Here is a 20,744-nt window from a genome sequence, read left to right as displayed (position 1 = left end):
CAGACGCACCTCGACTCCCAGGTCGTGCAGCGCCGAGCTGATGTGCGGGCGCGGGGGCGCGCCCCACACCGGCCCCCCCCCGGCGGGGGGGGGCCCCCCCCCGGCGGTCTCCGTACATGAACAGTCGGGCAACTGGCCGGCCGAGCTGCGGGGGCCTGTTCCAGCCAGTGACCGGCGCGTCGGGGGGACGCGCCGATTCGGTGACGCCCGTTGCTCGCGAACCGGTAGATCCCTAGCGCTTCCGGACTCTTCCGCCCCGCACACGGCCCCGTCTCCCGGATACCCGATCGGCGACGCGGCCTCCTCCGGCTATGCTCGGGGAGGCAACATCGCCTGGGCCCTTAGCTCAATTGGCAGAGCAGTGGACTTTTAATCCATTGGTTGTGGGTTCGAGTCCCACAGGGCCTACCGAGGCCAGGGCCGTTCTGTGGCTCTGACCAGCGGTTTCGTGGCCCCGACCAGTCCTCCTGGCCGGGGCCACGCCACGTGTGGAGTCCGTCTGCGTGAGCGGGTGTGCCAACAGGCAGCGTGGCTTGTTCAGCTGCCGCGTTTTTTCTTAGGGTTCGCCGCCCCAGGCGTGGTCCCCTTTGTGGCATCGAAGGCGTTGGTGAGACCGTCGAGGCGGTCGGCAAGCTCCCGAAGCCGATCCGCGTGTGCCGTCAGGGACTCCGAGAGGCGGCGCAAATCATCGGAACTGTGCGGATGCCAGTCGCCATCCATCTCGACGTTCATGAAGGGGACGTGACGGGGTGGGCGCTCGCTGAAGGGGCGCTGTTCGAAGCACGCACGCAGAACCACCGGCGTGCCACGGCTCGTTGAAACTGTGAATTCGTAGTCAGGGCTCGCGTGCGTGATGTCGACGCGGTAGCCGCCGGGCTGATGCTCTGTTTCGCTTCCGGTACACCAGTCGGGCTCCCAGACGGTGACGAGCCCATGGTCGCACGTGGGGACAGTCACTGTCCGGGACGAGTTGTCTTGATCCGGCATGAGCGCGTTCCTTGTTCGGCGGTCATCGGCCCAGTCCGGCATTTGGGTGAGGACTCCGGCTCAGTGTTCGTTCAGGAGTTCAGCCGCGGCCTTTGGATCCATGAGGGTCGACCAGGCTTGCTCGGCGGGAAGAAGGGGACGGCTGGGGAGGGCGTACTCGGGGTACCAGGCGGTGGGGTCGCAGCCGGGGACATGGCGCAGGATGACCGCGATGAGGTCGTCGGGTACGGAGCCGGTGATGCGCACCGCAGCATAGGTCTCATGGCCGTCGTCGGCGCGTACGAGGATGCCGAGGCGGAAAGCGGGAAAGTCGGCGGCGTGTTCATGCCCGTCGTGCAGTGATCCACGAGCCAGCTCCCGAACAGCCGCAGCGAGATCGCGGACGAGCCGGGCACCGGCCTCGAGTTGGTAGCGATCACGGTCGTTCTGGTCAGGGAGGAGACGCCCGACGTACGTCGTGGTGCTCAGGGGCTGGCGGTTGTTGGCGTTGTAGTGGGCTCGTGCGGCCCTCGCGGTGGTCTCCAGGGCTGAGTAGAAGTCGTCCGGTGAACCGTCCTCGCGTTGCCCGGCAGCGATGAGCCAGGGCAGATCCTCGTCGGTCCAGACCGCTCCGCGCCAGCGTTGGACCTTGACTTTGAAGAGGACCTCATCATCGATCGAGCGGATGCGCTCATGCCCGGCCCCGTCGTCGGCGAAGTGTTCCCGGGCCTTGGACAAGATCGGATGATCCAGTTCGTCGAGCGGTTCCCGGGCTGACGGTAGCGGTAGTTTCAAGTCCTCGCGGAGCGCGCGGAGGGTAGGTCGAGCGGGCGGCACGGATCAGTCATCCTCGCCTACTCCGCCGAGTTCCTTGATCCGCTCCGGTGACAGTCCGGTGAGCAGCGAGACGCTCGATTCCACGGATCCGTCCAGCTTGCGCATCTTCTCCAACATGCTGGCCCGAACCTCCTCACGGCGGATCTCCAAGTAGGTTCGGACGGCCTCGGCGACCAGGTCCTTCTTAGTCATCCCCAGAAAATGGGCGCCGTCCGCAATCAGCTCGTCTATGGCTGCATCGACCTTCAACGGAGCGGTCGTGCGGGTTGTCCTACCGCGGGCTTCCTCGGTGATTCTCATGCTCACACCCTTTCTGGTACCAAAAGGTACTCCTATTCTTCTCTGCTCGCGAGCGGTGATTGGATAGCGAAGGGCCCAGGCCGTCGTCCCGGGGCAGGAGGTGGTGAACGCCGCGGTTGCTGTCGACGACATCAGCAATCTGTCCCTCGCGGCACGCTCGGACGCAGACGTAGACGACGGACTGCACGCGGTAGATCGAGTGGTCCGCCAAGTCGGGAACCAGCACTGATCATGCGACTTCGACCTGCAGCTGCGTCTGTGCGGGGAGATGGCTGTTCCGCGACGGACGGGCCACCCGGCAGTGGGAGTGGGCGCTGCCGCACATGGCTGACTTCCACACCCGGCGTGATGGTCTGCGGGTCGAGCCGGAAGGTGAGCTGGTGTAGCCGTCGCTGGACGATGACATTGGTGCTTCCGTGCGCCCTCGCATGCACCCTCCATGCACCCCGCGCTCCCCTCCTACGGTCATGGAACAGCGAGGGCCGGAAAAGTCCGGCCCCGACGGGGAGCACGGTGCGGCAGGTGACCGCACTGACTTGACGTCGGCCGGATCTGCCCGCCTTGGGGATGGGGGCGGTATGGGGTCCCGTCGCAGGATCGATGACAGCTTCGAGCAGGCAGTGCAGGCCGCCGTGTCGACGTTTGGGGCGGAGGTCACGCCAAAGCTGAGAGGCGGTGGGTGGCAGGAAGACCAGCTCCGGGGACCGCTGGAGAACATGATCCGGTCCATATGCCGTGGCTTGGGTCTGGACGTCACGCTCATTGGCGAAGTCCCGCTTGTCGACATGGGAGCCCGCCCTGACTATGCCGTTGAGGTCGGAGGCGCCCTCGTCGGTTACATCGAGCTCAAGAAGCCGGGCACCCAGGCCGACCCGTCCGTCTACACAGGCCGCAACGCCGAACAGTGGGCAAAACTACGGCTGCTCAACAACGTTCTGCTCTGTGACGGGAACGAATTCTCTGTCCACCAAGAGGGCCAACGGGTTGGTGAAGTGGCCCACATGAAGGGCTCGGTTCTCACCTCTGGATCCCGGCTTACCCCCGCCGACGGGACGCTCGCGCGGGTGCTACGCGAATTCCTGACCTGGGAGCCGCAGACACCTCGCACCACGAGTCAGCTCATCCGAGCAGTCGCCGGGCTATGCCAACTTCTGTCGGAAGAGGTCGGAGAAGCGATCGCACAGGAGAAGAGCCGTCGACGTCCACCGGCATTCACGACACTCGCCAAGGACTGGCGACACCTGCTGTTTCCGGAAGCAACCGACGCCCAGTTCGTCGAGCAATACGGTCAGGCAGTGGTGTTCGCACTGCTGCTCGCCAGGGTGGAGGAGATCAATTTCGAAGGCGAAACTGTGCATGAGATCGCCACGAAGCTCGGCAAGAAGCACTCGTTGATGGGGCAGGCCCTGGATGTCTTGGCCGGCGACTCTGTTGCTGGCCTGTCCACCTCGCTGAACACATTGCTTCGTGTCATCGGCGCGGTCAGATGGGATGTGCTGGACGATGGCACCGGGGACGCCTACTTCCTGCTGTACGAACACTTTCTCCAGATCTACGACCCGGACCTGCGGATACGCACAGGCTCGTACTACACACCGCGCGGCGTCGTCTCGGCCATGGCCCGGCTCGTCGAGGACGTCCTCAAGCGGGAGGGTTTCCGTATCCCGTCCGGCTTCGCTTCTCCCGATGTGGTCCTTGTCGACCCAGCCATGGGCACCGGCACCTTCCTCCTGTCGGCGCTGGAGCTGGCCGCCGAGACCATCACCGAAGCAGAGGGCCCAGGCGCGGTGGGCCCACGCTTGCGAGAGATGGTGGGACGTCGGCTGGTTGGTTTCGAGATGCAGGTCGGTCCGTTCGCTGTCGCGGAACTACGCATGCACGCCATGCTCAAGCAGTACGGGTCCGCAGCCCCCGCCCGGGGACTCAGGCTGTTGGTGGCTGATGCCCTGGACAGCCCGACAGCCGAATTCAACTGGATCCCTCATACCTACCGGGCGCTCGCGGAATCCCGCCGGCAGGCCAACCAGGTCAAGCGGGACGAACGTGTCATGGTCGTCATGGGCAACCCGCCTCACGACGCCGTGAAACGGGGCGCTGGCAAGTGGGTGGAACGAGGGGAGCCCGAGGCGGACATCCCGGCCCCGCTGGGGGCCTTCCGGCAACCTGGCAACGGCAGGTACGAGTCGAAGATCGCCAACCTCTACGTCTACTTCTGGCGCTGGGCCACCTGGAAGGTCTTCGACGCACACGACGACGTGCCATTCGGTGTGGTCGCGCTGATCACTCCGAAGGCATGGCTCAAGGGGCGGGCGTTCGCCGGAATGCGGCGTTATCTACGCGAAACCGCCGACGAAGGCTGGATCGTCGACCTGTCCCCGGAGGGCCAACGTGCGGATGTCGCGACCCGTATCTTCCCCGAGGTGGCCCAGGAATTGTGTATCGCGATCTTTGTGCGGTGGCGGGACAGCCCCAGACCACGGACAGATCAGGAGACTGCAAAGGTAAGACACCTCAAGGTCGGCGGACGCCGAGACGAGAAGATCGAACGCCTGACGACACTCAGGCTCGACGACCCCGAATGGCGCGAGTGCGCCGCGGGTGAGACGGATGCCTTTCTGCCACCCGGCAGCGACCTGTGGGAGTCCTGCCCGCAGTTGAGAGATCTGATGCCGTGGTCGTCTCGTGGCGTCACACCTGGGCGCATGTGGGTCTACGCACCGGACGAGGACACACTTCATAAACGATGGCAGCGCTTACTCGCCGCAGATACCGAGAGACGCGCCGAGATGCTCGGACGCTCTGGTGAGCGCGCGCCTTCAGACGTCGTCCCGCCCCTACCAGGAGTTGAGTCTCACGGGCGGATACCGCTCGCCGCCGAGCACAGGACAAACCCTCAAACGGTGCGCATTGGGTTCCGCTCGTTCGACCGGCAATACGTGTTGCCGGACAGCCGATTGATGGAGCGAGGCAGAGCGGACCTTTGGCGAGTTCGCAGCGACCGCCAGATCCACACCGTTGAGCAGAACGCCCACCCGGTGGTCTACGGTCCGGCACTGGTCTTCAGCGCCCTCATTCCCGACATGCACTACTTCAACAACCGCAGCGGGTGCGCCCGTCCTCTCTACCGCAACGCCGCCGGTACGTTGCCCAACGTCGCGCCCGGGCTGCTCTCCCTACTCTCAGGGCGGCTCGGCGTACCAGTCGTCGCAGAAGACCTGCTGGCCTACATCGCCGCGATCGCGTCCCACCCGGAGTACACGGCTCGATTCCAAGAGGACCTCGAAGTCCCCGGCGCGCGGATACCCCTCACCGCTGACCTTTGCTTGTGGGAGCAGGCAGTTGCCATCGGCCAGCGAGTCCTGTGGCTACACACCTACGGCGAGCGGTACGTCGACGAGACTGCCGGGAGGCCGTACGGCCGGGTGCTGCTACCACGCGACCGCCCGCGATGCGTCGAGGAGATCCCGGACGATGCGGAAGCCATGCCGGAGAAGCTGGCGTACGACTCCGTGACACAGGATCTGTGGGTCGCCAGTGGACGGATCAGTCCGGTGCCTCGCGCGGTCCGGGAGTACGAAGTGTCCGGGATGAACGTTCTCGACAAGTGGTTCGGCTACCGACGGAGGAACCCCGCCGGCAAGCGACGCCTCGAACTGGACCACGAGGTAGCTCCGCGCTGGCTTCCCTCATGGACAACGGAGCTGCTGGAGTTGCTGCATGTCCTCGGCCTGCTCGTGCGAGAGGAGCCAGGACAGGCCGATCTCTTCAATGATGTGTGCGCGGGCCCACTGATCACGGTGACGGACCTGACCACAGCGGGGATCCTCCCTGTTCCCACAGAGGCAACCAAGGCGCTGAAGGCAACATCGGACGCGGGCGACGCACTATTCGATCTGTAAGCGAAGGAACGGCCGCCGAACCACGTGCAACTGGTCCAAGTCGTCGCGAACCTGCGACTCGACTCGACCCGGTCGGGCACGAGTCCGCTCCCACCCCGGAGCATGCTGGGACTGCGAGCGCCAGAAGCAGTGGCGCCGCACCTACATCGCTGCTGAACGTGCTGCTCAGCCGACCTCTTCTGCGTGAGCGATGCGTGAGCGGCCGGAGCCGCACAGGCCATCACCGAGAAGACCGCGTCACGAGTCACATCAGTCCTGACCAGGTGGTTCCGGACACCGAAGAACCGTCCGGAACCCCCTAGCAAGCTTTGGCCAGGACTTTTAATCCATTGGTTGTGGGTTCGAGTCCCACAGGGCCTACAAGTAAGCCCCCAGCTCACAGGACCCGAGCTGGGGGCTGCCGCGTCTTCGAAGTCCGGCCGGACCCCGGCACCCTGATCCGGCGTCACCCGCACGCCGCCGTTCGCCCCGTCCGTCCGAGCCCGCCGGTCCCGTCCGCGTTCAGCTCACGCCCAGTTTCGCGAGCGGCAGCGTGTGCTGCGTCTGGAGGACCTTGGCGCGCAGGTAGCGGACGTTGTGGGCGGTGGTGAAGATGCCGGTGGGGACGCGGTCGTGGACGGTGATGCCGAGCGCGCGGAGCTGGTCGGCCTTGTCGGGGTTGTTGGACAGCAGGTCCAGGTCCGTAACGGACAGGGCGCTCAGCATCTGGGCCGCCGCCGTGTAGTCGCGGTCGTCCTCCGGGAGGCCGAGCGCGGTGTTCGCCTCGTACGTGTCGAGGCCCTGGTCCTGGAGGGCGTACGCGTCGAGCTTGTTGTAGAGGCCGATGCCACGTCCCTCCTGGCGGAGGTAGAGCAGCACACCGCCGCGGGCCGCGACGCGCTCGACGGCCTCGCGCAGCTGGGGGCCGCAGTCGCAGCGGGCGGAGCCGAAGAGGTCGCCGGTGAGGCACTCGGAGTGCAGGCGCACCAGGGGGCGGGTCCCGGGCTCGCCGAGGACGAGGGCCACGTGTTCCTGGCCGTCGACCAGGCCGTGGAAGGTGACCAGGTCGGCGTCGACGCTGTAGCCGTCGTGGAAGCGCAACGGCACCCGGACGCGGGCGCGCGGCGTGGCGGCCGGGAAGTCGGGCATACGGGTCTCCGGGATCATGTGTTCCAGATTTGAAGCGCCTCTCGAGGGGCGACCTTATCCCGTGCTTTAAAGTTAAAGCAAACAGCCCCGGGCGGTCTCAGGAACACGGTGGCGACCGGCGCCGCCACGGCACGTCGCCCGACGCGCCGCCCGCGTCCTCCCCCTGCAGCGCCTGCGCGACCCCCGTGAAGATCTCCTCCAACTGCCCCACCTGCCGCGGGGTCAGTTGGTCGAACAGAGTCGCGCGAACCGTCTCGACATGTCCCGGCGCCAGCCGTTCCACCGTGGCAAACCCCTCCTCCGTGAGCGCGGCCACGCTCCCCCGTTTGTCCTGGGGGCACTCCTCGCGCCGTACCAGCCCGTCCTTCTCCAGTCGGCCGACGGCGTACGTCAGCCGACTGCGGGTGATCTTCAGCAGCTCCGCGAGATCGGTCATCCGGAGCCGGCGTTCCGGGGCCTCGGAGAGATTGGCGAGGATGGAGTAGTACATGTGCGGCATGCCCGCCTCCTGCTGGAGCTGCCGGTCGAGCGCGTCCTCCAGGAGAAGGGTGGCCCCCAGGTACGCGCGCCAGGCGCGCTGCTCCTCCGGGGTGAGCCAGCGAGTCGTCATGCCGCCAGTGTAGATTTGCTTAAAACTTGAATCAAACCGCCGGGCCGGCAAGCCCCCAGGCCCTCAGGCCACCCGGCCGGTAAACCGCCGGTCCCCGACCCCGAGGTGGAGTGCCCCCCATGCCCTACCCCTACGTCCTCCTGTCCGCCGCCGTCTCCCTCGACGGCTATCTGGACGACAACGGCCCCGACCGCCTCCTCCTGTCCAGCCCCGCCGACTTCGACCGGGTCGACGAGGTGCGCGCCTCCGTCGACGCGATCCTCATCGGCGCCGGCACCATCCGCGCCGACAACCCCCGGCTGCTGGTCAACTCCCCGGCACGACGGGCGGCCCGGACGGCGGCGGGAAAGCCGGAGTACCCCCTCAAGGTCACGGTGAGCGGCACGGGCGACCTGGACCCCGCCGCCCACTTCTGGCACACGGGCGGCGACAAGGTGGTGTACACGACGACGGAGGGTGCCCGGCGCCTCGAGGAGGACCCCGTCGCCGCGGACGTGGTCGCGCTCGGCGACACCCTCGACTGGCGCGCGGTACTGGCGCACCTGCACGACGTACGAGGCGTCCGCCGCCTGATGGTCGAGGGCGGCGGCACCCTCCACACCCAGCTCCTCCTGGAGGGCCTCGCCGACGAGGTCCAGCTGGTCCTCGCCCCCCTCTTCGTCGGCGACCCCGCCGCACCCCGCCTCTTCGGCCCCGGCGGCTACCAGTCCGGACGCCTGCGCCTGGTCGAGACCCGGCGCATCGAGGACGTCGTCCTCATGCGTTACGAGCCCACCGCCCCCGGCGCCGGCACCCTCGCCTCGGCCGCCGACCGCCGCTGGCTGGCCCTGGCCTGCGAGCTGGCGGCGCTGTGCCCGCCGTCGAAGACGGCGTTCAGCGTCGGTGCGGTGGTGGTGGCGCGGGACGGCACCGAACTCGCGCGGGGGCACTCCCGGGAGGGCGGCGACCCGGTCGTCCACGCGGAGGAGGCGGCGCTCGCGAAGATCGACGCGGCCGACCCGCGGCTGCCCGGCGCCACCGTCTACACCAGCCTGGAACCCTGCACGCGCCGCGCCTCCCGGCCCCGGCCCTGCGCGCGGCTGATCCTCGACGCCGGGGTGGGGCGCGTGGTGACGGCCTGGCGGGAGCCGGACACGTTCGTGACCGGCGCGGACGGGAGCGGCATGCTGGCGGGGGCCGGAGTGGAGGTGGTGGTGGTTCCGGACCACGAGGAGGCGGCCAAGGCGCCCAATCGGCACTTGGTGGGATGAAACACCCCCCGGGGACGCCGCGATCACACCTCCGGCCGCTGGTCGACGCGGGCGCCGGGAAACCGTGGCGCGGAGCGTCCCGCGCATGGCGTACACTGGTGTCATACCGACGCGGGGTGGAGCAGCTCGGTAGCTCGCTGGGCTCATAACCCAGAGGTCGCAGGTTCAAATCCTGTCCCCGCTACTGAAGGCCCGGGGCCGGAATCCAGATCTTGGATTCCGGCCCCGAGTCGTTTCCGGGCGTCGCCCGCTCCCGTCATCCGGTCGGCCCGCCCGGCTGGTCCCGCACCTGTCTTCCGGGAACTCTGGGCAGGTGCGGTGACCTGCGTAACGGGAGACGACAGTGCGGCCTGCGGAGGCAGAGGGAGAGTGGCCGTACGCCAGATCCGGCGACCGCGTCGCCGACGCCGCCCTCGGCGGCCGGGACGACTCCTCCACGCTGGCGCGCCCGGTGCCGCCCGTGCCCCCTGTGCCGCCCTCCGAGGGACGACGGATCTCCCTCGCCCGCGCCTTCGTCCGGGCGCTCCCCGTCCTGCTCCTGGTCATCGGCGGCAGCTACGACTACTTCACCCCGCGCGGCTTCACCGGTGCCCCCCTCTTCACCGCCGCCCCGCTGGTCGCCGCCCCGCTCCTGTCCCGCCGCGCCACGGTCCTCACCGGTGTCGTGGCCGTCGCCCTGGTCATCGGGCTGCAGATCCGGTACGGCACCCTGATGCAGGTCGAACCGTTCACCGAACTGCTCACCGTGGCCACGGTCGCCGTCCTCGCCGTGCTGATCAACATGCTGGTCCGGCGCAGCCACGCCCGCCTCGACTCGGCCTGGGAGATCGCCGAGGCCGCCCAGTTCGCGGTGCTGCCGGAGCCGATGCAGCGGATTTGCGGGTTCGAGATCGCCGCGCGCTACGAGGCCGCCCAGGCGGACGCCTTCATCGGCGGCGATCTCTACGCGGTGCAGGACAGCCGGTACGGCGTGCGGCTGGTGGTCGGGGACGTGCGGGGCAAGGGCATGGGGGCGGTCGCGGCGGTCGCGGTGGTCATCGGGGCGTTCCGGGAGGCCGCCGAGCGCGAGACGACGCTGGAGGCGGTCGCACAGCGGCTGGAGCGGGCGCTGGCGCGCGAGGGCACCCGCCGGGAGGGGATCGACGCCTTCGAGGGGTTCACCACCGCCGTACTCGCCGAGATCCCGCACGAGGACGGGGTCGTACGGATCCTCAACCGCGGCCATCCACCGCCGCTGATGCTGTACGCCGACGGCACCGTGAGTCCGCTGCCCGCCCGTGATCCGGCGCTTCCGCTCGGGATGGGCGAGCTGGGCATCTGGCCGGACCGTGCGGAGGTGTCCCGGTTCCCGGGCGGGGCGACGCTGCTGCTGTACACCGACGGCCTGTCGGAGGCCCGCGACGCGCAGGGCGCCTTCTACGATCCCGCGGCCCGGCTGGCCGGCCGGACCTTCTGCAGCCCCGGCGAACTGCTGTGCACGGTGGCCGAGGAGGTACGCCGGCACAGCGGCGGCGGCACCACCGACGACATGGCGCTGCTCGCGGTCCGGCGACCGGCCGACGACTGTCACCGGGTGTGATCGAACGGAAGCCCTCCGCATAACAACTGACATACAGTCAGATGTGGAGATCGCTCTGAACCGCGGTCAACTCGCCCGATTTTCGCCATTCATGGACCTGTACGTCCCGACAGGAAGCGTTAATGATCAAGTGGAACGGCTTGGAAATCAGGCCCCGGTTCTATTAACGTCCGATAACGCAGCGCGGTCGTCCCAGCCGTCACAAGAGGCGGCTCCGTGCGCACGCGCCGAATCCCGCGCGAGGCCCTCACCGGCCGCACAAGGGAACCGGGGAACCATCATCTTGGGGTGAATCGGGCGTATGCCGCCGTAGCAGTACGGCTGGTTTACGCGCGTAGGAGACCTTCCTGCTCCGAACCCGTCAGCTAACCCGGTAGGCGAGAAGGAAGGAAAGGAGCGCGCCCACGTGGCGTCCAACCGGCCTGCCCCACAGGCCCCGTTCGTGCCGGACCAGCGCACCTCCGACAGCACCGACACGTTCGTCTACGGCGCGCAGCGCACCGACGAGGGCCCGTGGGAGGAGTGGAATCCCACCGCGGAGACCATCCGTCCCGTACGCGGCCGGCACCGTGTCAGCAAGCAGCGCGGCGGCGGACTCGCCCGCAGCTCCACCGTTCTCGGCGTCGGTGTCATAGCCGCGGTCGGCGCGGGCGGCATGGCGAGCGCGAACACCGGCAAGCCGCCGGTGTCGATCTCCATGCCCGACCTGCCCAACGTCGGCTCGCTGATAGCCGACGACGACCCCGACTCCCCCGACACCAAGACCGCCAGCGCCCCGCTCAGCAGCCTCGGCACGGCCACCGTGGACACCGCGGAGGGCACCACCGACGCCGGGGAGAGCCTGCGCGCCCGCATCATCGCGCAGGCCGAGCAGCAGCAGGAGCAGGTCGAGAGCAAGGCCGCCGCGCAGGCCGTGGCCGCCGCCGAGAAGGCCGCAGCCGAGGCCGCCGCCAAGGCGGAGAAGGAGGCCAAGGAGAAGGCCGCCGCCGCCAAGGCGAAGGCCGAGGAGGAGGCCCGGCAGAAGGCCGAGGCCGAGCGGCTCGCCGCGCTGGCCAAGCAGTTCACGCTGCCGACCTCCTCGTACACCCTCACCTCCACCTTCGGTCAGGCCGGCGCCCTGTGGTCCTCTGGCTACCACACGGGCCTCGACTTCGCCGCGCCGACCGGCACGCCCCTCAAGGCCGTGCACAGCGGCACCATCACCGAGGCCGGCTGGAACGGCTCGTACGGCTACAAGACCGTGCTGACCCTCGATGACGGCACCGAGATCTGGTACGCCCACCAGTCGTCGATCGGCGTCAGCGTCGGACAGAAGGTCGCCACCGGCGATGTGATCGGCCGCGTGGGCGCGACGGGCAACGTGACCGGCGCCCACCTGCACATGGAGGTGCACACCGGCAGCTCCGGTGGCATCGACCCGCTGGCCTGGCTGCAGAGCAAGGGCCTCAACCCCTGAGAATCCCGACACGGGTTTTTCGCGAACTCCGGTGGTCCTGACGGCAACCCCCCGACGTCAGGACTGCCGGTTTTCGGCTGTCCGGGGCTGTACCGCGCCCCCTTCGCCCTACGTCCGGTACGGGTTGTACGCGGGGTAGGGCGCCGCGTGCCCGTACATCGGCACCCAGCCGTGGACCGGCGGCATCAGCACCGGCGGCGCGGTCGCCCGCGCCGCGTATTCCAGGGCCGGGCGGGCGATCTCCCGGCGGTTCCACAGCTCCTGGAGCAGCTCGCGTTCCCGTACGACGAAGTCCGCACGGGCGCGGCCCATGCGGCCCCGGCGCCGGAGGAAGGCCAGAGACGTGGCGTACGCCTCGTACTGCGCGACCGTACGGGCCGCCGGTTTGCCTAGGTGGTGGCCGGCGTACTCGCGGGCCAGCCGGCGAGCCCGCATCGAGCCGAGGGCGAACGGCTGCGCGGGCGGGAGCCAGCCGGCGACGACGTAGGCCGGGAGCTCCTCGCGGACGGTCCGCAGCTCCCGCTGGCGCGTCCAGATCACCAGCCAGGTCAGCAGCCCGAACGCGGGCACCATGAAGCCGCCGTACACCGCGAAGAAGCCGTAGTCGCCGAAGGTCGCCGAGCCGTTCCAGAAGGCGTGCATGCCCATCGCGAGCAGCAGCCCGGCCGGGGGCAGAAGGACGCGGCGCAGCCGCTGGCGCTCCCCGGCGAGCGCGGCGATGCCGAAGCCGATGCCGGTGAGCACGGTGAACAGGGGGTGCGCGAACGGCGACATGATGACCCGCACGAAGAAGGTCGCGGCGGTCACGGACGCAATCCCGCTGTGGCCGGCCAGCTGGTCGGTGCCGAAGGCGGTGCCGAGGTAGAGGATGTTCTCGGTGAAGGCGAAGCCGGTGGCGGTGACGCCCGCTATGACGACGCCGTCGAGGATTCCGGTGAAGTCGCGGCGCCGGAAGAGGAAGAGCAGCAGGATCGCGGCCGCCTTCGCGGACTCCTCGACGATCGGGGCTATGACCGTGGCGCCCCAGGTGTCCGCGCTGGTCGGGTCGGCGGTCGCGGTCGCTATCCATCTGGTCGCGAAGCTGTTCGCGATGATGGCTATCAGCGCGGCCGCGCAGGCCCCCCACGAGAAGGCGAACAGCAGATTGCGCCAGGGGCCGGGCTCGACCCGGTCCAGCCAGCGGAAGACGGCTATGAGCAGCGGCACGGGCAGGACCGCGAGGCCGAGCCCGACCAGGAAGCCCTGGGTGCCGGTCTGTTCGCGGACCAGGGCGAGGATCACCAGGCCGGACAGGGCGAGCAGCGTGATCAGCGCGCCGTACCGCACCCACCGCTTGTGCCACCAGTGCGCGTGCCGCAGGGCGCCGCCGGTGGGCATGCCGGGGTTCGTCGGGTACGGGGGACTGGTCGCCACGGCATTGACCCTAACGAGGGGAGGTTCGAACGAGGGAAGGTTTTACGGCTGACCTTCGTGCGATACGCGGCGGAAGAGCAGGTCGTTCACCACATGACCCTTCTCCAGCCCCTGCCCCTCGAAACGGGTGCGCGGGCGGAAGCCGGGGCGCGGCGCGAAACCTCCGCCGGGCCGGGTGTTCGCAAAGGCGGGGTGCGCGGTGAGCACCTCCAGCATCACTTCGGCGTACGGCTCCCAGTCCGTCGCGCAGTGCACGATCGCGCCCGGCTTCAACCGGGTCGCGGCGAGGGTGAGGAAGGCCGGCTGGATCAGCCGCCGCTTGTGGTGCCGCTTCTTGGGCCAGGGATCCGGGAAGAAGACGCGCAGCCCGTCGAGGGAGTCCGGGGTGAGCATCTCGCGCAGCAGGATGATCGCGTCGCCGTTGGCCACCCGGACGTTGCCGATGCCGCTCTGGTCGGCGAGGTTGAGCAGGTTGCCCTGGCCGGGGGTGTGTACGTCCACGGCGAGGATGTTGGTGTCCGGGTCAACGGCGGCCATCCGGGCGGTGGCCTCGCCCATGCCGAAGCCGATTTCCAGCACGACGGGGTTGTCGTTGCCGAAGAACTCGGCGAGGTCGAGGACCCGCGAGCCGTCGACGTCCAGCCCCCACTTGGACCACAGCCGCTGCAAGGCGTCCGCCTGCCCCGATGTCACCCGGCTCCGCCGCGGCTGGAAACTCCGGATCCGCCGCTCGAAGTGCGACCCGGCGGGGTCCGCCTTGGGCCCGTCCGGGAAACGCGGCTCCCCCTTGACCCGCACCCGTGGGGCGACGGCGTCGGGGGTGGGGTGGGGGGCTTCGGGGGTGTTCAGCGAGTCAGACACAGTGGGGTCGATTTTACGGGGTCCGGGGTGGGTGGGTTCGTGGTGCGCGGGCGGCAGGGGCGCGGGGGCACGAGAGGGCGCGCGGCCGGTGTCGCGGGGCAGGACCGGCCGGGCCGGCAGCACCCGCACGAGCCTCGGCGAGGCGTGCCCGCACATGGCCCGGCACCGTCCCGGACGCCGGCCTGGCCCGCGGCGCCCCACGCGGCCAGGGTCACGCACGGCTCAGTGCGCCCAGTGCGCGACGGGCCACCTCCCGGCCGATCGGCAGGGACGCCGTGGCCGCCGGGGACGGGGCGTTCAGCACATGGACGGCGCGGGCGCCCTCGTGGATCAGGAAGTCGTCCACCAGCGTGCCGTCCCGGAGCACCGCCTGGGCCCGCACCCCTGCCTCAGACGGGACCAGGTCCTCCTCCGTCACCGCGGGCAGCAGCCGCCGTACCGCACGGGTGAACGCGGCCTTCGACACCGACCGCCACAGTTCTCCGCCTCCGTAGCGCCAGTGCCGGCCCGCTATCCGCCACGCTCCGGGCCAGGCCAGCGTGCGGGCCAGCTCACGGGGCCGGACCACATTCCGGTCGTAGCCCTCACGGGCGAGCGCCGGGACGGCGTTGGGGCCGACGTGGACGCCGCCGTCGATGCCGCGTGTGAGGTGCACGCCGAGGAACGGGAACGCCGGGTCGGGGACCGGATAGACCAGTCCGCGCACCAGCTCGGGCCGCGCCAGCTCGTAGTACTCTCCCCGGAACGGGACGATCCGCATGCCGGGGTCGTCGCCGGTCATCCGGGCGACCTCGTCGCAGTAAAGCCCGGCGCAGTTCACCAGGACCCGCCCGCGCACCACGGCCCCGTCCGCCGTCCGCACGGCGACCCCCAGCTCCGGGCGCCGGTCGACGCGGACCACCTGCGCGCCGTAGCGGATCTCGGCGCCCGAGGCCTCGGCCAGCTGCCGGGCGACCGCGACGAAGTCGCACACCCCGGTCGTCCCGACGTGTATGGCCGCCAGGCCCCGCACCCCTGGTTCGTACTCCGTGATCTGTGCCGCGACCAGTTCCCGCACCGGAATCGCGTTCTCCCGGCCGCGCTGAACGAGGGCGTGCAGCCGGGGCAGCTCGGCGCGCGCGGTGGCGACGATCAGCTTGCCGGTGACCGCGTGCGCGATGTCGTACTCCGCGCAGAACTTCACCATCTCGGCCGCGCCCCGCACCGCGTACCGCGCCTTGAGCGAGCCGGGGCGGTAGTAGATCCCGCTGTGGATGACGCCGCTGTTGTGCCCCGTCTGGTGCAGGGCCGGGCCGGCCTCCTTCTCCAGGACCGTCACCCGAGTCCCGGGCGCGGCACGCGTGAGGGCGTACGCCGCCGACAGGCCGACGATCCCGCCGCCGATCACCAGCACGTCACAGTCGTGAGCGACAGCCCGCACCCGCACCACCTCCCGCTCTCGATAGTGCACTGCGCCACTGACAACGTCCTCAAACCCGCAGGCCGTGCCGGCGCCGCGGGCGGCGTCGGACGCGCGACGGCGGCAGCCCGCCCTACGCCGGCGTCATCAGCAGCGGCCGGGCCCGCTCGCGCAACTCCACCACGCGCGGCTCGTCACCGTACGGTTCCAGCCGATGCAGAAGATCCTTCACGTACTCCGTGGTCCGCGCGGACGATATCCGCCCCGCGACCTCCACCGCCCGCACCCCCTGCTCGCACGCCGCATCGAGGTTCCCGGACTCCAGTTCGGCGACCGCGGAGACCACGAGCCGCAGCCCGTGCGAGCGGACGAACTCCTCCGTCGGCTTCGACAGCGCCTGCTCGGTGAACCGCCGCACCTGCCGGGGCGCCTTCAGATCGCGGTAGCACTCCGCGGCGTCGGCCGCGAAACGGTCGTACGAGTAGAAGCCGAGCCAGGACGGGTCGTGGTCCCCGTCGCGGGAGCGTTCCAGCCAGCCCTCCGCCGCCTTCAGGGCCGCCCCGGCCGCCTGCGCGTCACCCGCCCGCGCGTGGGCGCGTGCCTCGACCAGGCGGAAGAAGCTCATCGTGCGGGCGGTGGCCAGGCCCCGGTTGCGCTCCAGCGCGGCCTGCGCGAGGTCGACCCCCTCGTCTCCGAAGCCCCGGTAGGTCGCCTGCAAAGACATCGAGGCCAGGACGTAGCCCCCGAGCGGCACGTCCGCCGCGGCCCGGGCCAGCCGCAGGGCCTGGATGTAGTACCGCTGCGCGGCCTCCTGCTGGCCGGTGTCGAAGGCCATCCACCCGGCGAGCCGGGTCAGCTCGGCACTCGCCCCGAACAGTGCGCGCCCGACCTCGTCGGAGTAGGAGCCGAGCAGCAGCGGCGCGGCCTCCACCCGCAGGCACTCCGGCACCATCGACGAACGCCAGTCGCCGCCCCCGTACTTGGAGTCCCAGCGCCTGGCGTCCTCCGCGGCCTCCCGCAGCTTCTGCACATCGCTGTGGCCGACTTTGATCGGTGCCCCGGACCCCTCCGCCGGGTTCACCTCGCGCGCGACCGAGCTGTCGGCCGGGGTTATCAGCCACCGTGAGGCGGGTGTCGCGTATGCGCTCACCGCGAACGAGCCGGCGAGCGACTGCCAGATGCCGCCGGAGCCGGCCCGGCGCCCGGCGAGGTCGAGGCGGTACAGGTCCGTCGCCGACCGCACGGCCTGCCCGACGTCCCGGGGGAAGGCGAGGCCCACCTCCGGCGCGGGATCCGCGTCCGCCAGGCCGATCTCGTGGAGCGGCACCGGGCGGCCAAGCTTCTGGCCGATCGCGGCCGCGATGAGGTGCGGCGCGGCGCCCTGCGGCACCATTCCCTTCGACACCCAGCGCGCGACCGACGTCTTGTCGTAGCGAAGCGTCAACCCGCGCTGGGCGCCAAGGTCGTTGACGCGTCGTGCGAGTCCCGCGTTGCTGATTCCCGCGAGGGCGAGAACGGCGCCGAGCTTTTCGTTCGGCCCGCGTTGCTCCCTGGACATGCGCCACCCCTCGACACAGACGGCTGCCGCGCTGGCATAACCATGCGGCATTCGTAAACCCAGCGTAGTTCGCCGCATCCCAAGCGTTAAGGGGCATTGTTCCGGATGGCGGGATTGTGGTCCGTACGGAAGTACGGTCCCGATACGCACAGTTGTGGCGTGCTCCCGTTGTGTGGCCGTGCGCCCGTCCGTGCGCTCTTCTCCGGCCATCGGGGGAGCGGTTCCATGGCTCTGCGTGGGTCGGCCCGCTGTACTGGACCAGTGGGCTGGGGGATACCGCCGCCTCAATCCCCGCGGGCGGCGGACCGGTCCGGGAGGCGTACTCCGTCTCCCGGACCGTGCGTGGTCCCACCGGTGCGCAAAGCCTGCACGGAGCGTGCACGGAGCGTATGCACGTGCACTTGCCCGGGGTCGATTTGGCCGAAATTCGACCCCGACCTCCATGGGTGACTGCCGCGTCCACCACGGAGTTTGCGGGCGCGTTGGGGGTTTTCAGGGGGCGCGTCAGGGGCGCATTCGCGTCGCAGTTGCCTTATGGCAAGCCGCTGTTGGGGCAGCCTGCGATGCGTCAGCGGACGGATTCCAGGGTATCTCCGGGGTGTTCCGGGGTCGCGCGAGGCGGTGCGCGGGGCGCATTCGGGGGATCACAAGCGGCACCGCCGCCGCTCTGCGGCGCGTTCTTCGTGGCAGCATGGTGAACCGGTTCGTACGGTGCACTGGTTGTCCACAGCCTGTGGAGGCGTCGATGCGGTGGTTGGTGGGGTGGAGCAGCACCGCCGCGGGAGCCGCCCGGATCGGTTCGGCGGGCGCGACCGGCTTCGACGGCGAGACCCTGCACCCGGTCGGCTCCCAACTCCTGTGGGGCGACCCGGATCCGCTGTGGGCGGTCGGCGACTGGCGCCCGGACGAGGTCCGACTGGTCTCGGCCGACGCCCAGACCCGTGTCGCCGTCCTCGGCACCTGCGGTGCCACCGACGAGGAGCTGCGGCTCGGGCTGTTCACCGCGCGCGGAGGGGCGCTTCGCCATCTGACGGCCTGGCCCGGCAGCTACACGGCGGTCGTCCAGGTCGGCCGCCGCATCACGGTCTGCGGCGATCTGGCGGGCGCGAGACCCGTCTTCCACACCCCCTGGGCGGGCGGCACCGCCTATGCGACCGCCGCCCTGCCGCTGGCCGACCTCATCGAGGCCAACCTCGACTTCGGCCACCTCGCCGCCCTGCTGGCCGCGCCCGACGTCCCCGCCGCCCTGCACGACTCCACCCCGTACGACGGCGTGCGCCGCATCCCCCCGGGACACGCGCTCATCCTGCGTGCCGGGTCCCGCGAGGTCGCCGGGTACGAGCAGGTCGCCTCGCTGGCCGTCGCCGCGCCACCCGCCGACCCCGACCGCGCGGTCGACGCCGTCCGCGACGCCCTGGTCGAGGCCGTCCGCGCCCGCCTCGCCGCCCCGCGGCACGTGCCCGGCGCCGACATCGACCCCGGGCCGGTCCCCGGCATGGGGCCCGCCGAACGACGTGCCGCGCGCGGGATGCCGGTACCCGGCATCGGGGCGGATCTGTCGGGCGGGCCCGCCTCGGGGACCCTGGCGCTCCTGGCGGCCGGGCTGCCCGGGATGCCGGGGACGGTGCTGGGACACGGCACGGGCGCCGGGGAGCGGCTGCTGGCGGTCACGTTCAACGATCGGGCGGTGGGCGGCCGGGAGGCCGAGCTGGAGCGGGCCGGGGCGCTCGCAGCCAACCCGCGCCTCCACCACGTGGTGGTGGCGGGCGGCGAGGAGACCCTGCCGTACGCCACCCTGGAAGGCCCCCTGACCGACGAGCCCGGCGCCAGCCTGGTGACGGCCGTCCGGCACCGCGCCCGGCTCGCCTCCGGCAGCGCGGACCACCTCACCGGCTACGGCGCCCGCCAGGTGCTGGACGCCCATCCGGCCCGCCTCGCCGACCTGCTGATGGACCGGCGCAGACGCCATCTGGTCCGGCCGGTGGCCGCCCTCGCCAAGGCCGACGGGTCCGTACTGGTCCCCGCGCGCGTCTACGCGGCGGCCCGGCGGCTCGCCCGCACGCCCTACGGATCGGGCCTGGAGACCCTCGCCGACCGGCTGCTCCAGAAGCGCTTCGAGGAACCCGGCGGCGCGGTCGGCGCCTCGCTCGCCGCGCTGACCTGGGCCAGACCCGGTCCGGCCGCCCGCTGGCTGACAGGGGAGGCACTGGCAGAAGTATCGATTCGCTTGCAAGGGGCCACCCATCGCTCCGGCGCCGGGCTCGGACCCGGTCAGCGGCCGGGCGACTTCCGTGCGCGGGCCGCCCTCGCCCGCACGGCGGCCGACATCCGGGTACTGGAACAGGCCGCCGAGATCCGCTTCCAGCGCCTGCACGCGCCGTTCCTCGACAACCAGGTCGTCCGGGCCTGCCGCGCCCTGCCGGAGGCCCTGCGGGTCCAGCCCGGGGCGCGCGCCGCGATCCTGCGCAGGGTCCTGCGGGGCGCCGGCATCACCGACCTCCCGCCCGGTTGGGGCGCCCCCTCCCACGCACCGGCGGCGGCCGCCTCCCGGGCCGGTCTCCGGGTCGCGGTCGACTCCCTGATGGCGCTGTTCGACACACCCCTGCTGGCGGAGGCCGGCCTGGTCGAGGCCCGCGTCGTCCGCAAGGCCCTGCGCGCGGCCACCCAGGGTGAGCCGCTGCCCTTGGACGGCCTTGCGGACCTGGTGTCCCTGGAGCTGTGGCTACGACGGCTGCTGGCCCGGCGGGGCACCTGCTGGACCGGGACACCCGCACGCGCGCGTGCGGTGCCCGCCGGGATCACACCACGCCGGGGAGCGCTGGCGTCCGGCGGATGAGCCTCACCCGCACCGGAACCCCGACTCCGCCCAGTCCGCCACGGCCAGGTCGTCGAAGTGGCCGTGCGGTTCCACGACCAGGCGCACCGTGCTGTGCCCGATCAGGTTCACCCGCACCGGCGTCGCCGCGTCCCCACCCCTGATCAGGTCGGACTTCCAGAGCCGGGTGCCGTCGGCGTAGACGGAGAAGTAGACCTTGCCCAGGCCCAGCATCGAGTCGTCGACGCCCACCAGGGCCTCGTACGACGTGCACGGGCGATTGAGCTCGACGGTGACGGACGAGCGGGCGTGGACGGTCACCCCGCGCGCGTACCGCGTCCCGCCGATCGACAGTCCGTGGCGCTGCCAAACCCAGCTGCTCCCGCTCAGTCGTAGTTCGGGCTCGGTGCCGTCGCCCGTGACGTCGTAGGAGAGCTCGCTGAGCTCGTAGGAGACGGGCGGCGGGGGCGGGGTGGGTGCCGGGGGCCGAGTCGGGCCCCGCGTCGGGGTCGGGCTCGGCGTCGGTGGCGGGGTCGGCCTGGGCGTGGGGGTGGGGCTCGGCTCCGGGGTCGGTGAGGGGGTGGGCTTCCCGGGGAATGGGCGAACACGGCTTCCAGGATCGCAAGGTCCTGCCCCGGCACCTCCCTTCCCGACGCTTCGTGCTCGGGTGTGT

General features: G+C 70.5%; 14 protein-coding genes, 2 tRNA genes, 1 pseudogene and 1 riboswitch. Of the genes and pseudogenes, 7 read left to right on the top strand and 10 right to left on the bottom strand.

The genetic code is table 11. The annotated features are described in order from the left end of the window. Positions 1–335 precede the first annotated feature (335 nt). Positions 336–408: transfer RNA gene (locus AB0O67_RS29200), tRNA-Lys, on the top strand. Positions 409–537: 129 nt separating this feature from the next. Here AB0O67_RS29200 and AB0O67_RS29195 read toward each other — a convergent pair. From AB0O67_RS29195 to AB0O67_RS29185, 3 genes are read right to left on the bottom strand one after another with little or no spacing between them, the layout of a single operon-like run. After that, positions 538–987, bottom strand: coding sequence for a hypothetical protein (locus tag AB0O67_RS29195; protein ID WP_365456247.1), 450 nt, complete (start codon positions 985–987; stop codon positions 538–540). 60 nt (positions 988–1,047) lie between these two features. Beyond that, a complete protein-coding gene (locus AB0O67_RS29190) occupies positions 1,048–1,803 on the bottom strand; it encodes a hypothetical protein (RefSeq protein WP_365456244.1) in 756 nt (251 codons plus the stop codon). A gap of 3 nt (positions 1,804–1,806) precedes the next feature. Beyond that, complete coding sequence (locus AB0O67_RS29185) at positions 1,807–2,103, bottom strand: hypothetical protein (RefSeq protein WP_115743256.1); 297 nt, start codon at positions 2,101–2,103, stop codon at positions 1,807–1,809. Between the two features lie 578 nt (positions 2,104–2,681). On the opposite strand from AB0O67_RS29185, the gene AB0O67_RS29180 reads away from it, so the two are divergent. Further along, positions 2,682–6,002 (top strand): type ISP restriction/modification enzyme, encoded by a 3,321-nt coding sequence (locus AB0O67_RS29180; RefSeq protein ID WP_365456241.1) that lies wholly within the window; start codon positions 2,682–2,684, stop codon positions 6,000–6,002. 501 nt (positions 6,003–6,503) lie between these two features. Here AB0O67_RS29180 and ribA read toward each other — a convergent pair. Together ribA and AB0O67_RS29170 are read right to left on the bottom strand one after the other, a co-directional pair. Beyond that, positions 6,504–7,130: a GTP cyclohydrolase II gene (gene ribA / locus AB0O67_RS29175; RefSeq protein ID WP_365456253.1), complete on the bottom strand. Its 627-nt coding sequence runs from the start codon at positions 7,128–7,130 to the stop codon at positions 6,504–6,506. Positions 7,131–7,227: 97 nt separating this feature from the next. Continuing rightward, entirely contained in the window at positions 7,228–7,740 is a 513-nt protein-coding gene (locus tag AB0O67_RS29170; protein WP_365456238.1) for a MarR family transcriptional regulator, read from the bottom strand. 119 nt (positions 7,741–7,859) lie between these two features. Between AB0O67_RS29170 and AB0O67_RS29165 the strand changes: the two genes are divergently transcribed. From AB0O67_RS29165 to AB0O67_RS29150, 4 genes are all read left to right on the top strand, one after another. After that, complete coding sequence (locus tag AB0O67_RS29165) at positions 7,860–8,990, top strand: dihydrofolate reductase family protein (protein ID WP_365456235.1); 1,131 nt, start codon at positions 7,860–7,862, stop codon at positions 8,988–8,990. A 110-nt stretch (positions 8,991–9,100) separates the two neighbouring features. After that, positions 9,101–9,174: transfer RNA gene (locus AB0O67_RS29160), tRNA-Met, on the top strand. A 159-nt stretch (positions 9,175–9,333) separates the two neighbouring features. Further along, positions 9,334–10,569 carry a SpoIIE family protein phosphatase gene (locus tag AB0O67_RS29155; RefSeq protein ID WP_365456232.1) on the top strand — a complete coding sequence of 412 codons (1,236 nt, stop codon included), beginning with the start codon at positions 9,334–9,336 and terminating at the stop codon, positions 10,567–10,569. Positions 10,570–10,784: 215 nt separating this feature from the next. Further along, positions 10,785–10,964, top strand: a riboswitch (cyclic di-AMP (ydaO/yuaA leader). An 11-nt stretch (positions 10,965–10,975) separates the two neighbouring features. Beyond that, positions 10,976–12,025 (top strand): M23 family metallopeptidase, encoded by a 1,050-nt coding sequence (locus AB0O67_RS29150; RefSeq protein WP_365456229.1) that lies wholly within the window; start codon positions 10,976–10,978, stop codon positions 12,023–12,025. 108 nt (positions 12,026–12,133) lie between these two features. Here AB0O67_RS29150 and AB0O67_RS29145 read toward each other — a convergent pair whose 3' ends face one another. From AB0O67_RS29145 to AB0O67_RS29130, 4 genes are all read right to left on the bottom strand, one after another. Beyond that, positions 12,134–13,438 (bottom strand): PrsW family intramembrane metalloprotease, encoded by a 1,305-nt coding sequence (locus tag AB0O67_RS29145; RefSeq protein ID WP_365456226.1) that lies wholly within the window; start codon positions 13,436–13,438, stop codon positions 12,134–12,136. A 42-nt stretch (positions 13,439–13,480) separates the two neighbouring features. Next, on the bottom strand, positions 13,481–14,287 hold the full coding sequence (trmB, locus tag AB0O67_RS29140) for a tRNA (guanosine(46)-N7)-methyltransferase TrmB (protein ID WP_365456250.1): 807 nt from the start codon (positions 14,285–14,287) through the stop codon (positions 13,481–13,483). A gap of 223 nt (positions 14,288–14,510) precedes the next feature. Next, positions 14,511–15,719, bottom strand: a complete 1,209-nt coding sequence (gene lhgO / locus AB0O67_RS29135; RefSeq protein WP_365456223.1) for an L-2-hydroxyglutarate oxidase — start codon at positions 15,717–15,719, stop codon at positions 14,511–14,513. Positions 15,720–15,831: 112 nt separating this feature from the next. Next, positions 15,832–17,256 (bottom strand): MFS transporter, encoded by a 1,425-nt coding sequence (locus tag AB0O67_RS29130; protein ID WP_365456220.1) that lies wholly within the window; start codon positions 17,254–17,256, stop codon positions 15,832–15,834. Positions 17,257–18,001: 745 nt separating this feature from the next. Here AB0O67_RS29130 and AB0O67_RS29125 point away from each other — a divergent pair. Continuing rightward, complete coding sequence (locus AB0O67_RS29125) at positions 18,002–20,092, top strand: asparagine synthase-related protein (protein ID WP_365456217.1); 2,091 nt, start codon at positions 18,002–18,004, stop codon at positions 20,090–20,092. 3 nt (positions 20,093–20,095) lie between these two features. On the opposite strand, the pseudogene AB0O67_RS29120 reads toward AB0O67_RS29125, so the two are convergent. Beyond that, positions 20,096–20,656 (bottom strand): annotated as a pseudogene (locus tag AB0O67_RS29120) (NPCBM/NEW2 domain-containing protein); the annotation flags it as partial. Between the last annotated feature and the right edge of the window lie 88 nt (positions 20,657–20,744).

Source organism: Streptomyces sp. NPDC086077 (genome assembly GCF_040686175.1).
In the GTDB taxonomy this organism is placed as follows: Bacteria; Actinomycetota; Actinomycetes; order Streptomycetales; family Streptomycetaceae; genus Streptomyces.
This window is presented reverse-complemented; position numbering and strand designations above follow the sequence as displayed.